The sequence below is a fragment of the Oscillibacter acetigenes genome (assembly GCF_025567605.1).
GTDB classification, from domain to species: Bacteria; Bacillota; Clostridia; order Oscillospirales; family Oscillospiraceae; genus Oscillibacter; species Oscillibacter welbionis.
On sequence record NZ_JAOQKG010000002.1, the window covers coordinates 236,015 to 250,556 of the forward strand.

Consider the following 14,542-nt stretch of genomic DNA (forward strand, 5'->3'; position numbering starts at 1 on the left):
TCACGCCTCCCATCGTTTGAACAGCAGGCTGCCGTTGTGGCCGCCGAATCCCAGAGAGTTGGACATGGCGTAGCGCACATCGGCGCTGCGGCCGTGACCCGGCACCACGTCCAGGTCGCAGGCGGGATCCGGCACCTGATAGTTGATGGTGGCGGGAAGATAGCCGTCATGCAGCGCCATGGCGCAGAACATGGCCTCCACAGCACCGGCGGCGCCCAGCATGTGGCCGGTCATGGACTTGGTGGAGCTGATGGCCAGCTTGTAGGCGTGGTCACCGAACACAGTCTTGACGGCGGCCGTCTCGCCGGCGTCGTTCAGGGGGGTGGAGGTGCCGTGGGCGTTGATATAGTCCACATCCTCCGGCTTGGCGCCGCCGTCTGCAAGGGCCATCTCCATGGCCTTGGCGGCCCCGCTGCCGTCGGGCCGGGGAGCGGTCATGTGATAGGCGTCGCAGGTGGCGCCGTAGCCCACGACCTCCGCAAGGATTCGGGCGCCCCGGGCCTTGGCGTGCTCCAGCTCCTCCAGCAGGAGGATGGCCGCACCCTCGCCCAGCACGAAGCCGCTGCGCTCCGCGTCAAAGGGGATGGAAGCCCGCTTGGGATCGGGATTCTGGGTCAGGGCCTTCATGGAGGTGAAGGCGCCGATGGCCAGAGGTGTCACAGCGGACTCCGTGCCGCCGCAGAGCATCACATCAGCATAACCGTCCCGGATATAGTGGAAGGCATCGCCTACGGCATTGGTGCCGCCGGTACAGGCGGTCACCGGACAGGAGCACATGCCCCGGAAGCCGGTGTGGATGGCGATCTGGCCGGCGGCCATGTTGCAGATGCCGGTGGGGATATAGAAGGGAGAGACCCGGTCCCAGCCCTTCTCCTTGCCCTTGTCGTGCTCTGCCTCCGTGATGGAGAGGCCGCCGATGCCGCTGGAGACAATGACGCCGCAGCGATCCGCCTCCGCTTCATCCAACGTGAAGCCAGCACCGTCCAGTGCCTCCTTGGCGGAGACGACGGCCATCTGGGTGAAGCGGCCCATCCGCTTGGCCTCTGGCTTGCTCATGTAGTTCTCCGGCACGAAGCCCTTGACCTCCGCGGCCAGATGGACCTTCAGATCGGTGGGATCGAATTGGGTGATGGGAGCGATGCCGCACACACCGTCCTTCACAGCCTGCCAGCTCTCTGCCGCGGTAAGGCCAATGGGGGTCACGGCCCCCAGGCCGGTGATCACGACTCTCCGTCGTTCCATAGTATACCTCCTGTAGATAGAGTTGGGAGCACCCGGAAAAGGTGTTCCAAAAGGCCCCGCAAAAGGAAGGGGGCTGGGGAAATCCATTCGGGGTTCCCCGGTTGATCTGCCAGAGGCAGATCAAGAAATTCCAATCATTTTCGGCAGGGCGCACCCCAGGGCGGCTTCTCTTGCCCCTGCGGGGCAATTCACCTTCTGTACCTGCCGAAAATACTTTGACCCAAGCCGCTGAAAGCGGCGCAGAAGTGCCCTTGGGGTGCAGACTGGTGATGGGGGTTCAGCGGAGCCGGTGGCATACCGGCGGAGCGTCCAAGGGGGACACTGTCCCCCTTGAATGCTTCACATCGCCATGCCCCCGTCGACGGCCAGGACCTGGCCGGTGACATAGGCGGCCTCGTCGCTGGCCAGGAAGGCCACGGCCTTTGCCACATCCTCCGGTGCACCCAGCCGCTGCATAGGGATGGTGGGCATCATGGCGTCCTTGGCGGCCTGGGGCATGGCAGCGGTCATGTCCGTCTCAATGAAGCCGGGGGCCACGGCGTTGACCGTCACGCCCCGGGAGGCCAGCTCCTTGGCCAGGGACTTGGTCATGCCTACCACACCCGCCTTGCTGGCGGCGTAGTTCACCTGGCCGGCGTTGCCCCGGAGGCCCACCACGCTGGAGAGGTTCACGATCCGGCCGTACCGCTGCTTCATCATGATTCGGGACACGGCCTTCATGCACAGGAAGGTGCCTTTCAGGTTGGTGTCGATCACCGCGTCGAAGTCGGCCTCCTTCATCATCATCACAAGGCCGTCCCGGGTGACGCCGGCATTGTTCACCAGAATGTCAATCCGGCCGAATTCCTTCACAGCGGCATCCATCAGGGCCTTCACCTGGGCCTCGTCCGCCACGTTGCACTGCACGGCCAGGGCCTTGGCACCCAGGTCCTCGCAAGCGGTCACGGTCTCCTGGGCAGCTTCCGCCCGGCCGGCGTAGCACAGCACCACATTGGCGCCGCCCCGGGCCAGCTCCTCGCAGATGGCCCGGCCGATGCCCCGGCTGCCGCCGGTGACCACGGCGGTCTTTCCAGCAAAATTCATCATGCCTTCTCCTTTATCAGTTGTTCCAGCGTGTCGGGCAGGTTCTCCACATCCGCTGCGGTCTCCACCGCGCAGACCGGTATGCCGGGAACGGTCTTTTTCACAAAACCGCTGAGGGCTTTGCCCGGGCCGATCTCCACGATGGCGTCCACGCCCATGTCGGCCATCTTCCGGATGGAGTCCTCCATGAACACGCTGCTCTGCACCTGCTTCACCAACAGCTCCTGGATGGGGGTGCTGTCATCCTTCACATCCCCCAGGCAGTTGAAGATCACGGGGATCTGGGGATCCGCAAACGCCACGCCCTGGAAGTATTCCCGCAGGGCATTCCCGGCAGGGGCCATCAGGGGGGTGTGGAAGGGGCCGCTGACCTTCAGGGGCAGGCACCGGCGGGCGCCCTTCTCCTTGGCAATGGCGGCGGCCTTCTCCACAGCGGCCTTCTCACCGCCGATGACCAGCTGGCCGGGACAGTTGTAGTTGGCGATTACCACGCACCCCAGGTCAGAGGCCGCGTCGCAGGCATCCTGCAGGGGGCTGCGGTCCAGATTCAGGACGGCCATCATGGCGCTCTCCCGGCCGGCAGCCGCCTCCTCCATGGCCTTGCCCCGGAAAGCCACCAGACGGATAGCTGTGGCGGCGTCGAACACACCGGCGGCGTGAAGGGCGGAGTACTCACCCAGGGAGAGGCCCGCCGCCACAGCGGGGGTGATGCCCTTCTCCCGCAGCACCGCCGTCATACCGGCGGCAAAGGCCACCATGCAGGGCTGGGTGTAGCGGGTCTGGTTGATGATGCCGTCCGGGTCCTCAAAGGTGACCTTCTTCAGGTCAAAATCCACTTCCGCATGGTCGTAAACAGCCCGGAAAGCGGAAAACGCCTCGTACAGATCGGCGCCCATGCCGGCATGCTGGCTGCCCTGACCGGCGTACAAAAAGCCCAGTTTCATTCTGCGTCGCTCCATTCTGCGGCGGTGGCCTTCGCCCGTGCGATACCGCTCTCATACAGATCACGGAAAATCTCGGCCACGGGCCGGATCTCGTGGAGCATACCAGCCACCTGGCCGCTCATGACGCTACCCATTTCCACATCGCCCTCCAGCACGGCCCGGCGCAGGCCGCCCAGGGTGACCTTCTCCAGCTCCTCCAGAGAGGCGCCGCGCTTCTCCAGGGCCAGATACTCCCGGGCCATCTTGTTCTTCAGGATTCGGACCGGGCCGCCGATGGAGCGGCCGGTGACCACCGTATCACTGTCCTTGGCCTTCAGCACAGCCTGCTTGTAATTGGGGTGGATGGGGCACTCCTCGCTGGCAAGCAAACAGGTGCCCACCTGGATGCCGCAGGCACCCAGGGCAAAGGCCGCAGCCGCCTGACGGCCGTCCGCGATGCCGCCGGCCGCCACCACGGGAACGCTTACCGCATCGATGACCTGGGGCACCAGGGCCATGGTGGTCATCTCGCCCACGTGGCCGCCGGACTCCGTGCCCTCGGCGATGATGGCGTCCACGCCATAGCGATCCAGCCGCTTGGCCAGAACCGCCGCCGCCACTACGGGCATCACCTTGATGCCCTTTTCCTTCCAGGCGGGAATGTACTTGCCGGGATTGCCGGCGCCGGTGGTGACCACTTTCACGCCCTCTTCCAGAATGATCTGGGCGATGTCGTCGGCATAGGGGCTCATCAGCATCAGATTGACGCCGAAGGGCTTGTCCGTCAGCTCCTTGGCCCGGCGGATCTCCTGGCGGAGACGGTCGCCGTCCCAGCCGCCGGTGGCGATCATGCCCAGGGCCCCGGCGTTGGAGCAGGCGGCGGCGAACTCGCCGGTGGCGATGTTGGCCATACCGCCCTGGATAAAGGGGTACTTGGTTCCCAGGATTTCATTGAGCTTTTTCATAAAAATCTCCCATTCGCCGCTGTGCGCGGCCTAAATAAAGCTGAAGTTTTCGCCGGTAACAGGCTTGCGTCCAGAGCGCCTGCTTGACGTGCAGGGAGTCAGGCGAACTCCACCAGGGCGCCGCCCCAGGTGAGGCCGCCGCCGAAGCCCACCACCAGGACCCGGGAGCCGGGCCCCACCTTTCCCAGGTCATGGAGCTCACTGATGACCAGGGGGATGCTGGCGGCGGAGGTGTTGCCGTATTTCTGGATGTTCTTGTAGTACTTCTCCGGGGGGATGTGGTACTTTTTGGCTGCCAGGTCGATGATCCGGGCGTTGGCCTGGTGGAAGACGAAGAAGTCCACGTCCTCAATGGCCATGACGGCCTTTTCCAGCACCTGGTCGATGCAGTAGGGCACTGCCTTAACGGCGAACTTGAAGGTGGGCTGGCCGTGCATGAAGATGCGGGCCGGCGCCGGCTTCTCCGCGCCGGTGACGCCCAGCATGTCCGGGTCGCCGTGGCAGCCCAGAACGGCGTGGATGGAGGGATAGTCCTCCCGCCACTCCACCACCACAGCGCCGGCGCCGTCTCCGAAGAGGACGCAGGTGCCCCGGTCCTCCCAGTTGATGAACCGGGAGAGCATCTCTGCGCCGATCACCAGGCCGTACTTCCGGGGGGCCTGGGCCAGCAGGCACTCCATGGTGTGGATGGCGAACAGGAAGCCGCTGCATGCGGCATTCAGGTCAAAGCACACCGCGTCGTGGGGCAGCCCCAGCCCCCGCTGCACCATGCAGGCGGCAGAGGGGGACAGGTAGTCGGAGGAGAAAGTGGCCACCACGCAGGCGCCGATGTCCTCCGGGGAAATCCCGGCGTTTTCCAGCGCCTGCCGGGCGGCGCCCACGCACATATCCGTGTGGGTCTCCGTGGTGCAGTGGTGGCGGGTCTGGATGCCGGTGCGGGTGGTGATCCACTCGTCGCTGGTATCCACGATTTTTGCCAGGTCGTCGTTGGTGACGATTTTCGCAGGGGCGAACCGGCCGGTGCCTCTGATTTTGATTCCGCTCATGCTTCCTCCTTCTGGGGTGCTGCGCCCATGCGTCTGAATTTTTGATACCGGCCTGCGGCCAGAGCGGCTCCGCTCTCTTTGGAGAGCTCCGCCAGGCAGCGGCTCAGAGCCCGATCCACCTGCCGCATGTGGGCGGCGGGAGCCAGATGGGCGCCGCCCTCCGGCTCAGGGATGATGCCGTCGATGACGCCCAGCTCCAGCAGGTCCGGCGCCGTCAGCTTCATCAGCTCACAGGCTTCCTCATGTCTGGCGGAGTCCTTCCACAGAATGGAGGCGAAGCCCTCCGGAGAGAGGATGGCGTACACAGAGTTCTCCAGCATCAGCACCCGGTTGGCAACGCCCAACGCCAGCGCGCCGCCGCTGTTGCCCTCGCCGGTGATGAGGGCGATGACGGGGACGGTGAGGCGGCTCATCTCATAGAGATTCCGGGCGATGGCCTCGCCCTGGCCGTGGGCCTCGGCCTCCAGGCCAGGATAGGCGCCGGAGGTGTCGATAAACGTGAGGATGGGGCGGCGGAACTTCTCCGCCTGGCGCATCAGCCGCAGAGCCTTGCGGTACCCTTCCGGATTGGGCATGCCGAAGTTGCACTTGAGGTTCTCCTCCAGCGTTTTGCCCTTCCGGGTGCCGATGACGGTCACAGGGCGGCCGTGGTACAGGGCCACGCCGCCCAAGATCGCGGCATCCTCGCCGCAGAGGCGGTCGCCCTTCTGCTCAAAGAAGTCTGTGAACAGCGCCTGAATATAATCTGTGATATTGGGCCGCTGGGGGTGGCGGGCAATGGCCACCCGCTGGGCGGCGGTCAGCGGTTCGCTCATGTGCGTCCCCCTTTCTCATGGAGCCGCAGCAGCTGGGACAGGGTGTCCCGCATCTGAAGGCGCGGCACCACCGCGTCCACAAAGCCGTGCTCCTCCTGGAACTCCGCCCGCTGGAAGCCCTCCGGCAGGGTCTGGCCGATGGTCTGCTGGATGACCCGGGGACCGGCAAAGCCGATCAGAGCGCCGGGCTCCGCCAGGATGATATCGCCCAGAGAGGCGAAACTGGCAGTGACCCCACCAGTGGTGGGGTCCGTAAAGACGGAAATATACAAAAGCCCTTTCTCCGAGAAGCGGGCCAGCGCCGCACTGGTCTTGGCCATCTGCATCAGGGAGAGGATGCCCTCCTGCATCCGGGCACCGCCGCTGGCGGCGAACAGGATCAGGGGCAGGCGGTTCTTGGTGGCGTACTCAATGGCCAGGGTGATCTTCTCACCCACGGCGGCACTCATGGAGCCCATGAAGAAGCGGCTGTCCAGCACACCCACTACGCATTTGCGGCCCCCGATGGTGCCGGTGGCGGTGACCACGGCCTCCGTCAGGCCGGTCTTGCGCTGGGCGGCCTCCACCTTGGCCCGGTAGCCGGGGAAGGAGAGCGGGTCCGCCGCAGGCAGCTTTTCAAACAGCTCCCGGAAGGAGCCGGGGTCCAGAATCGTGCTGAGTCGATAGTAGGCGCCGATGGGGAAATGGTAGCCGCACTTGGGGCAGACCGACAGGTTCTGCGCCACGGATTTGCGGTCGCTGTCCTGCCCGCACTTGGGACAGGTGATGGCTTTATCGCCGGGAATGTGATTGTCCCGGATGGCCTTCATGGCCAGCAGGCGCGCCCGGCGCTTGGCGAAGACGCCGTTCATCCCACTCATGCATCCACCCCGCTTTCACTGAGCTTGCGGCTGAATTCCAGCAGCTCCGACAGGTGTTCATCCAGGAAGGCAGTGGTGCACTCTCCCAGAATGAACTCCGGATGGTACAGAATCTGATAGGAGAGCTCCGCATTGGTGGGGAAGCCCTCCAGAGTGAACTCCTCCAGGCAGCGGCGCATCCGCCGGATGGTCTCCATCCGAGTGGGGGCGTAGGCCAGGATCTTGGCTGCCATAGAGTCGTAGTAAGGAGACAGCTCGCACCCGCTGTACAGGCAGGAGTCCACCCGCACGCCGGGGCCGCCGGGGAAATGGAGGAAATCCACCCGTCCGGGGCAGGGGCGGAACCCCTGCACAGGGTCTTCGGCGTTGATGCGGCACTCGATGGCATGGCCCTGGAGCGTCACATCCTCCTGCCGCAGGCGCAGCGCCAGGCCGGAGGCAATCCGCAGCTGTTGGCGCACCAGATCCACACCGGTGACCAGCTCGGTGACGCCGTGCTCTACCTGGATGCGGGTGTTCATCTCCATGAAATAGAAATGCTCCCGGTCCGGGTCCAGCAGGAACTCCACTGTGCCGGCATTCTCATAGCCAACGGCTTTGGCCGCCTTTACGGCGGCGGCGCCCATCCGCTCCCGCAGCTCCGGCGTCAAACACCGGGCAGGGGCCTCCTCGATGAGCTTCTGGTTCCGCCGCTGGACCGAGCAGTCCCGGTCCCCCAGATGGATGACGTTGCCGTAGCGGTCCGCCAGCACCTGGAACTCGATGTGCCGGGGCCGGAGCACCAGTTTCTCCAGATACATCTCGTCATTGCCGAAGCAGGCCTGGGCCTCTGCCTTGGCCTCCGCAAAGGCCGCGGACAGATCCTCCGGCCGGTCGCACCGGCGGATGCCCCGCCCGCCGCCGCCGGCGGACGCCTTCAGCAGCACAGGATAGCCTACGGACTCTGCCGCGGTCAGCGCCTCCTCCACAGAGGCGACCGGGCCGTCGGAGCCGGGGGTCACGGGCACGCCGGCGGCGCGCATCAGGTCCCGCGCGGCAGATTTGGAGCCGGCCTTGCGGATGGCGTCGCCGGAGGGGCCGATGAAGGTCAGGCCAGCTGCGGCGCAGGCGTCTGCAAAGTCGGCGTTTTCAGAGAGGAAGCCATAGCCGGGATGGACGCCGTCGCACCCGGTGGCTTTGGCCACCGTCAGAAGAGCATCCTGATTCAAATAGCTGTCTGCCGCCCGGGCAGGGCCGATGCACACCGCCTGTCCCGCCAGCTGGACATGGAGCGCGTCCGCGTCCGCCTGGGAGTATACGGCCACCGTCTCGATCCCCAGCTCCCGGCAGGCCCGCAGGACCCGCAGGGCGATCTCTCCCCGGTTGGCGATCAATACCCGCCTCAGCATGGCCGATAACGGAACAGCGGCTCGCCGAAGGCCACCAGCTCGCCGTTGCTCTTGCACACGCTCTCAATGACGCAGTCACAGGGAGCGGGAACTTCGCTCATCATCTTCATAGCCTCGATCAGGCAGACGGTCTGGCCCTTGGACACCCGGTCGCCGGGCAGGACAAAGGGGGCCTGGTCCGGGGCGGGCGCCGCGTAGAACGTGCCCACCAGAGGCGCGTCAATAGAGGAGGAGCTGCTCTGGGGCGCAGGCACCGGAGCAGCGGCGGCAGCCGGAGCGGCCGCAGGTGCGCTGGCCGCAGGCGCAGACGCGCCGCCACGGGTCAGCTCTATGGTGAACTCCTGCGTGGACAGCTTCATCGTCTGAGCGGTGCTGCGGTCGAAGCAGGCGACAATCTCAAAAAACTCTTGGTTGGTCATAGCGCATTCCTTTCTCAGCGGAAAGTGAACCCGCCGGAGGGCGCGGGCCCGCCGGCGGGGCAGGGATTACTGCTTGTGGGCGTTCAGGTAGTTCATCACGTCGCCGACGGTCTTCATCTCCGCCAGGGCGCTATCCTCAATGGAGATGCCGGTGGCCTCTTCCAGAGCCATCACCAGTTCCACGGAAGCCAGGGAATCAGCACCCAGATCGTCAGCCAGGGAGGCGTCCATTGTGACTTGCTCCGCGTCGCAGCCCAGGGTCTCCACGATGATATCACGTACTTGCTCGAATTCCATATTGGTACTCCTTATGTCGAAAAATGATGAAATTATTTTAATTAAAATAATTTAACTAAAATAATTTCACGTTGATTTTATGCGGTTTATGCCGGTTTGTCAAGTAAAATTTTGGAGAACGCCCGCCTTCTCCGGGACGTGGCAGCCGCACCTTATTTAATTATAAGGAAGACAGCGCCTGCCGCAGCGCGTCGTCGCTGGCGGGGACGCCCCAGAACCGGAGTGTTCCATTGATCTCCAGGGCGGGAGTGCAGAGGGTCTCCGGATGCTCACTCGTCACCTGTTCGTTCAGCACCCGGCAGCCGGGGCAGTAGGCGTACAGGCAGGGCATCAGCAGGTCCATCCGGTCGATCACATCGTCGTCTGTGATTTTCTCCAGAGTGTAGTCCAGGCCGAGACCGTCGGCAACGGCCCGGATGCGGTCCATGTAGAAGTCGTTCCGGGCACAGATGGAACAGTACAGGCGCAGTTTGACAGGGGTGCTCATTTCATCGTCTCCTTATTCTCCGGGCGGGGCCCATATTCCGCAGAACAGCATACCACAAGGGGAGGCAGGGGGAAAGACGGCGTCCTATTTTTTGGAGATTTGACGAAAAAGATATTTGCTTTTGCCGATATATCCGCTATAATGTGGGAGGATTGCGCCGGAGGATCCCCAACGGAACCTGTCCCGGCGGAAGAAAGGATGGAGGACCGCATGAAGATCGTCATTGTGGGCGCGGGCAAGGTGGGCGTGGCCCTGACGCGCCATCTGGCCGTGGAGAACAGGGTCACAGTGATCGACCAAAATCCACATCTGGTTGAGAACATCATCAACATCTATGATGTGATGGGCGTGTGCGGCAACGGCGCCAGCTACGATGTGCAGAAGGAGGCGGATGTGGAGCAGGCCGATCTGCTGATCGCCACTACCTCCAGCGACGAGATTAATATCCTCACGTGCCTTGTGGCGAAGAAAATGGGTGTGCAGCACACCATCGCCCGTATCCGCAGCCCGGAATACGGCCGCCAGCTGCGGTTTATGCGCAGTGAGCTGGGGCTGTCCATGGCCATCAATCCGGAGGCGGCAACGGCCCGTGAGATCGCCCGTGTGCTGCGGTTCCCCACCGCCATGAAGCTGGAGTCCTTCTCCAAGGGGCGGCTGGAGCTGGTGGAGTACCGGGTGGCGGAGCACACGGCCCTGGACGGCACCCGGCTTTCGGAACTGTACCGGAATTTCAAGGTCCGGGTGCTGATCTGCGCCGTGGCCCGGCAGGGGGAGACGATCATTCCCTCCGGCGATTTCACCTTGCGGGCGGGAGACAAGATCTATCTCACCGCCGCACCCCGGGAACTGGAGAAGTTCTTCCGGCTTCTGGGCGTATTCCGGGCCCGGGCCTCTTCGGTCATGATCGTGGGCGCCAGCAAAATGTGCTACTATCTGGCATCTGAGCTGCTGGAGATGGGCATGTCCGTAAAGATCATCGACCAAAACGAGCAGCGGTGCGTGGAGATGAGCGAGAAACTGCCCCGCGCGCTGGTGATCGTGGGAGACGGGACGGACAGCGAGCTCCTCAGCGAGGAGGGAATCAGCCAGACGGACGCCTTCGTGGCCATCACGGGCCTGGACGAGGCCAACATCCTCATGGCACTCAGCGCTGCCAAGCAGTCCGGCGACTGCTGTAAGGTGGTGGCGAAGATCAACCGCAAGTCCCTGCTGGAGCTGGTCTCCACCGAGAGCCTGATCGACAGTGTGGTGTCCACCGGTGCGGTGACCACAGAGCTGATCCTCCAGTATATCCGGGCCATGAAGAACGCCTCCGCCTCCAAGGTGAAAACGCTGCACCGCATCGTGGATGAGAAGGTGGAGGCTCTGGAGTTCAGCGTGACGCCGGACATCTCCTTCGCCGGCGTGCCCCTGCGGGATCTGAATCTGAAGCGGGGCCTGCTACTGGCAGGTATCGTGCGGCAGAACGGGCAGATCGTCATCCCCTCCGGCAATGATGTCCTGCACCTCCACGACGATGTGATCGTAGTGACCACGGACACCCAGCTGGAGGATCTTCGGGATATCCTTGCAGAGTGAGAAGGCAGGTAAGTTCTGTGAATTATCGAATGATCGGCTTTGCCATTGGCCGTATCCTGCTGGTGGAGGCGGCGCTGCTGCTGCTTCCCATGGCGGTGGCTCTGGGATATGGGGAATCCCCTGTCCCGTATCTGCTCCCTGCGGCGCTGCTGGTGCTGTGCGGAGGATTGCTGAGCTTCAAAAAGCCGCGGCAGGCGTCTCTGTTCGCACGGGACGGCCTGGCGGTAGTGGCGCTGGCGTGGATTGCCGTGTCCCTCTTCGGTGCGCTGCCCTTTTACATCTCCGGCTCCATAGAGAGCTTTGTAGATTGCTTCTTTGAGACAGTCTCCGGCTTCACCACCACGGGGGCCACCATCCTGACGGAGGTGGAGTCGCTGAACCGGGGCATTCTGTTCTGGCGCAGCTTCACCCACTGGGTGGGCGGCATGGGTGTTCTGGTGTTCGTCATGGCCATTCTGCCTATGGGCGGGGATGGCCACGGGATGCACATGCTGCGGGCGGAGATGCCTGGACCCGCGGTGGGAAAGCTGGTGAGCCGCATGAGCGACACCGCCAAAATCCTCTACGGCATCTACCTGGTGATGACTGTCATTGAGATCGTGCTACTGCTGGCGGGCGGGATGCCGCTGTTTGACGCCTGCATCCACTCCTTCGGCAGTGCGGGCACCGGCGGCTTCAGCAGCCGGAATCTCAGTGTGGGAGCTTATAACAACCCCTATTTTGAAATTGTGATCGGCATTTTCATGCTGCTCTTCGGCATCAATTTCAATCTGTATTACTTCCTGCTGGTGCGGCGGTTCCGGGACGTGTTCCGGTCCGAGGAGCTGTGGGCCTATGTCCTCATTGTGGCGACGGCAGTGGCTGCCATCACCCTGGATATCGTGCACATGTACGAGTCGGTGGGCACCAGCCTGCGGCACGCGTTTTTCCAGGTGTCCTCCATCATCACCACCACCGGTTATGCCACGGTGGATTTCAACACCTGGCCCACCTTTTCAAAGGCCATTCTGGTGGCGCTGATGTTTATCGGCGGCTGCGCCGGTTCCACCGCTGGCGGCATCAAGGTGGCCCGGGTGGTGATCCTGCAGAAGGTGTCTGTCAGCGAGATGCGGCGGATGCTCCACCCCAATGCGGTGCCCGCCATCCAGTTCGAGGGCAAGCCCCTGAACGAGCGGAGCATCCGGGGCGTCCATCTGTTTCTGGCGGTGTACCTGATGGTCTTCGTGGCGTCCTGCCTGTTGGTGTCTCTGGAGCAGTTGGACCTGGTGACTACGTTCACAGCGGTGGCTGCCTGCATCAACAACGTGGGGCCCGGTCTGGAGATTGTAGGTCCCATGGGTAACTTCTCCAGCTTCTCCCCTTGGTCCAAGCTGCTGCTGTCCTTCGACATGCTGGTGGGACGGCTGGAGATCTTCCCCATGCTGCTTCTGTTCGCCCCTTCCATCTGGAAACGGCGGCTGCCGTCCCGCAGGCTGGTGGACTGACTTGCCTGAAAATCAAATCCAACGGAACAGGACCGCCGCGGAGATCTGCGGCAGTCCTGCCGTCCTGTCAAGCGCCCGCCGCCGCGGAGGGCGCTTTTTTTCTGCGGTGGGGGGAAATTGCCGGGCAGCGCGGGACAACGGCCACCGGCAACCGCGTCTCCAAAGCTGCCCGCCCCAAACAGAGGAATATGTTTCCCCGGAGCGCCGCCCCACCGGCAAGCGGACAGGAGGGCCTGCGGGACGCTGTGAGCGGCGTCCCGCGGGATGGGCTTCGGGCATCACGGCGGCTAAAGGATCGGCTGACGGATACGAAGAGGAGGCAAGTAGACGGCGGCATCCGGACAGAGGCGGGCTCTGGAGAGACGCCCGGCCCGGATCCTGATGGGCGAGAAGAAGCTGCACCCCGGCGGAGCTGTGGAATCAAAAGAGCGGGGCCCCGGAGGACAATGGCAAAACCTCCGGGGCCCCTTGAAGGGATTGGACAGGAATCGTTTCAAAACAGAACGCTAGCGGATGGGGTTGGAGATGCGACCGATCCCGTCGATCTCGCAGGTGACCACATCTCCGCGCTTGAGGAAGCAGGGGGGATCCATTCCCATCCCCACTCCGGCGGGGGTGCCGGTGATGAGGATGGTGCCCGCCGGCAGCGTCATGCCCTGCGAGAGCTCACTGACGATGTGGCGGATATTGAAGAACACCTGGTCCGTCACGCTGTTCTGCCGCAGCTCTCCGTTGACAAAGCTTCTGATGGATAGCGCGGGCGGGCAGGGGAATTCGTCCGCAGTGACAATGACCGGCCCCATGGCAAAAAAGGTATCCAGGCTTTTTCCGAGGAAGTTCTGCTTGTGGCGGTACTGGACGTCCCGGGCGCTGACGTCGTTGGCCACGCTGTATCCGAAGATGTAGTCGCCCACATCTTCCTCCCGGACATGGAGCGCGTCCCTGCCCAGGACAACGGCCAGCTCCACTTCATAATCCAGCTTGGAGACAAAATCCAGATGGCCGTCGATCGCCTCCCCATCGCCCAGGGCCCGGAGGACATCCGCCAGGCGCAGAGCCTGCCGGCTTCCAGCGAGCTGTATCTGCGCCCAATGGACAAGCTCATCCAGACTGCCGGCAGTTCCGCGCTGCCCGTTCTGATCCAGGGGGCGGTGGGGACCCACAAGGGCGTGGTGGCCCGTCGCATTCACACCAAAAGCGCCACGGAGGGGACCACGCTGATGCGCCTGCAGTGCAGGGACCTGACGGAGAAAAACTGGGACATGCTGTTGAATAATGCCGCGTCTCCCATTCACGCCACGGGATACACGGTATATCTGGAAAACGTGGATACGCTGCCGAAGGATCTGCAGCAGCAGGTGGGGACCTATATTGAGGATACCAAGATGACCCACCGCCATCGGGTAATCAGCTCCAGCTGCTGCGACCTGTCTGCCGAGGTGGCCCGGGGACAGTTCTCCAGCCGGCTCTATCTGCAGCTCAGCGGATTCACCATCAATGTGCCGTCTCTGGCCCAGCGGAAGGAGGATATTCCCGCCTTTGTCAATATGATGATTCCCCAGTACAATACCGCGCTGGCCAAATCCACCGTGGGCATGGAGCCGGATGCCATGGAGCTGATGGTGGAATTTGAGTGGCCGCTGAATCTGGTGCAGCTGGAAAAGGTGCTGCGCCAGATGATCGCGGCGTCCTCGGGATTTTATATCACTGCCGCTGAGGTGGCCGCGGTCCTGCAGAACGAGATGCGGAAAGTGAGTGCCCTTCCGCCGGCGGTGGATCTCTCCGGGACCTTGGAGGACATCGAGCGGAGAGTGATCGAACAGGTGCTGCGGGAGGAGAACATGAATCAGTCCGCTGCGGCCAAGCGGCTTGGAATCGGCCGAAGCACCTTGTGGAGAAAGATCGCCGGCAGCGGCGGAAAATAAACAAAAAGGTCCGGGGGCACAGGGAATATC

15 protein-coding genes are annotated in these 14,542 nt (G+C 63.4%); 3 read left to right on the plus strand and 12 right to left on the minus strand.

The features are described from left to right. From fabF to OCV80_RS05085, 11 genes are all read right to left on the minus strand, one after another. Positions 1 to 1,242 (minus strand): beta-ketoacyl-ACP synthase II, encoded by a 1,242-nt coding sequence (fabF, locus tag OCV80_RS05035; RefSeq protein ID WP_021751416.1) that lies wholly within the window; start codon positions 1,240 to 1,242, stop codon positions 1 to 3. A 339-nt stretch (positions 1,243 to 1,581) separates the two neighbouring features. Then, a complete protein-coding gene (fabG, locus tag OCV80_RS05040) occupies positions 1,582 to 2,325 on the minus strand; it encodes a 3-oxoacyl-[acyl-carrier-protein] reductase (protein ID WP_036631366.1) in 744 nt (247 codons plus the stop codon). Continuing rightward, positions 2,325 to 3,269 (minus strand): ACP S-malonyltransferase, encoded by a 945-nt coding sequence (gene fabD, locus OCV80_RS05045; protein WP_119310592.1) that lies wholly within the window; start codon positions 3,267 to 3,269, stop codon positions 2,325 to 2,327. The genes fabG and fabD overlap by 1 nt, the downstream gene beginning before the upstream one ends. Next, a complete protein-coding gene (locus OCV80_RS05050) occupies positions 3,266 to 4,213 on the minus strand; it encodes a DUF561 domain-containing protein (protein ID WP_119310593.1) in 948 nt (315 codons plus the stop codon). The genes fabD and OCV80_RS05050 overlap by 4 nt, the downstream gene beginning before the upstream one ends. Positions 4,214 to 4,311: 98 nt before the next feature. Further along, positions 4,312 to 5,259 carry a beta-ketoacyl-ACP synthase III gene (locus OCV80_RS05055; protein WP_021751421.1) on the minus strand — a complete coding sequence of 316 codons (948 nt, stop codon included), beginning with the start codon at positions 5,257 to 5,259 and terminating at the stop codon, positions 4,312 to 4,314. Then, entirely contained in the window at positions 5,256 to 6,074 is an 819-nt protein-coding gene (locus OCV80_RS05060; RefSeq protein ID WP_021751422.1) for an acetyl-CoA carboxylase carboxyltransferase subunit alpha, read from the minus strand. The genes OCV80_RS05055 and OCV80_RS05060 overlap by 4 nt, the downstream gene beginning before the upstream one ends. Continuing rightward, the gene (gene accD / locus OCV80_RS05065) at positions 6,071 to 6,925 is read right to left on the minus strand and encodes an acetyl-CoA carboxylase, carboxyltransferase subunit beta (RefSeq protein ID WP_036628633.1); all 855 of its coding nucleotides are present in this window, start codon (positions 6,923 to 6,925) and stop codon (positions 6,071 to 6,073) included. Before accD ends, OCV80_RS05060 begins: the two co-directional genes overlap by 4 nt. A 5-nt stretch (positions 6,926 to 6,930) precedes the next feature. Next, positions 6,931 to 8,322, minus strand: coding sequence for an acetyl-CoA carboxylase biotin carboxylase subunit (accC, locus tag OCV80_RS05070; protein ID WP_021751424.1), 1,392 nt, complete (start codon positions 8,320 to 8,322; stop codon positions 6,931 to 6,933). Then, positions 8,316 to 8,741 carry an acetyl-CoA carboxylase biotin carboxyl carrier protein gene (locus OCV80_RS05075; protein WP_021751425.1) on the minus strand — a complete coding sequence of 142 codons (426 nt, stop codon included), beginning with the start codon at positions 8,739 to 8,741 and terminating at the stop codon, positions 8,316 to 8,318. The genes accC and OCV80_RS05075 overlap by 7 nt, the downstream gene beginning before the upstream one ends. A gap of 66 nt (positions 8,742 to 8,807) precedes the next feature. Then, positions 8,808 to 9,038 (minus strand): acyl carrier protein, encoded by a 231-nt coding sequence (gene acpP / locus OCV80_RS05080; protein ID WP_021751426.1) that lies wholly within the window; start codon positions 9,036 to 9,038, stop codon positions 8,808 to 8,810. Positions 9,039 to 9,198: 160 nt separating this feature from the next. Beyond that, positions 9,199 to 9,525, minus strand: a complete 327-nt coding sequence (locus tag OCV80_RS05085) for a thioredoxin domain-containing protein (protein WP_021751427.1) — start codon at positions 9,523 to 9,525, stop codon at positions 9,199 to 9,201. A 210-nt stretch (positions 9,526 to 9,735) separates the two neighbouring features. Here OCV80_RS05085 and trkA point away from each other — a divergent pair, with 210 nt between their 5' ends. Together trkA and OCV80_RS05095 are read left to right on the plus strand one after the other, a co-directional pair. Continuing rightward, positions 9,736 to 11,103 carry a Trk system potassium transporter TrkA gene (trkA, locus tag OCV80_RS05090; protein WP_025544909.1) on the plus strand — a complete coding sequence of 456 codons (1,368 nt, stop codon included), beginning with the start codon at positions 9,736 to 9,738 and terminating at the stop codon, positions 11,101 to 11,103. Positions 11,104 to 11,120: 17 nt separating this feature from the next. Beyond that, positions 11,121 to 12,587 (plus strand): TrkH family potassium uptake protein, encoded by a 1,467-nt coding sequence (locus OCV80_RS05095; protein ID WP_025544910.1) that lies wholly within the window; start codon positions 11,121 to 11,123, stop codon positions 12,585 to 12,587. Positions 12,588 to 13,093: 506 nt separating this feature from the next. Here OCV80_RS05095 and OCV80_RS05100 read toward each other — a convergent pair. Next, complete coding sequence (locus OCV80_RS05100; RefSeq protein ID WP_051365634.1) at positions 13,094 to 13,555, minus strand: fumarylacetoacetate hydrolase family protein; 462 nt, start codon at positions 13,553 to 13,555, stop codon at positions 13,094 to 13,096. A 30-nt stretch (positions 13,556 to 13,585) separates the two neighbouring features. On the opposite strand from OCV80_RS05100, the gene OCV80_RS05105 reads away from it, so the two are divergent. Further along, complete coding sequence (locus tag OCV80_RS05105) at positions 13,586 to 14,512, plus strand: helix-turn-helix domain-containing protein (RefSeq protein WP_333637353.1); 927 nt, start codon at positions 13,586 to 13,588, stop codon at positions 14,510 to 14,512. The last annotated feature ends 30 nt before the right edge of the window (positions 14,513 to 14,542 follow it).

Excerpts from the sequence above, each read along its gene's own strand:
- OCV80_RS05055 (WP_021751421.1), bottom strand. The coding sequence starts at position 5,259 with ATGAGCGGAATCAAAATCAGAGGCACCGGCCGGTTCGCCCCTGCGAAA.
- acpP (WP_021751426.1), bottom strand. The coding sequence starts at position 9,038 with ATGGAATTCGAGCAAGTACGTGATATCATCGTGGAGACCCTGGGCTGC.
- OCV80_RS05060 (WP_021751422.1), bottom strand. The coding sequence starts at position 6,074 with ATGAGCGAACCGCTGACCGCCGCCCAGCGGGTGGCCATTGCCCGCCAC.
- OCV80_RS05050 (WP_119310593.1), bottom strand. The coding sequence starts at position 4,213 with ATGAAAAAGCTCAATGAAATCCTGGGAACCAAGTACCCCTTTATCCAG.
- fabF (WP_021751416.1), bottom strand. The coding sequence starts at position 1,242 with ATGGAACGACGGAGAGTCGTGATCACCGGCCTGGGGGCCGTGACCCCC.
- accC (WP_021751424.1), bottom strand. The coding sequence starts at position 8,322 with ATGCTGAGGCGGGTATTGATCGCCAACCGGGGAGAGATCGCCCTGCGG.
- fabG (WP_036631366.1), bottom strand. The coding sequence starts at position 2,325 with ATGAATTTTGCTGGAAAGACCGCCGTGGTCACCGGCGGCAGCCGGGGC.
- OCV80_RS05075 (WP_021751425.1), bottom strand. The coding sequence starts at position 8,741 with ATGACCAACCAAGAGTTTTTTGAGATTGTCGCCTGCTTCGACCGCAGC.
- OCV80_RS05085 (WP_021751427.1), bottom strand. The coding sequence starts at position 9,525 with ATGAGCACCCCTGTCAAACTGCGCCTGTACTGTTCCATCTGTGCCCGG.
- trkA (WP_025544909.1), top strand. The coding sequence starts at position 9,736 with ATGAAGATCGTCATTGTGGGCGCGGGCAAGGTGGGCGTGGCCCTGACG.
- accD (WP_036628633.1), bottom strand. The coding sequence starts at position 6,925 with ATGAACGGCGTCTTCGCCAAGCGCCGGGCGCGCCTGCTGGCCATGAAG.
- OCV80_RS05105 (WP_333637353.1), top strand. The coding sequence starts at position 13,586 with ATGGCCGTCGATCGCCTCCCCATCGCCCAGGGCCCGGAGGACATCCGC.
- fabD (WP_119310592.1), bottom strand. The coding sequence starts at position 3,269 with ATGAAACTGGGCTTTTTGTACGCCGGTCAGGGCAGCCAGCATGCCGGC.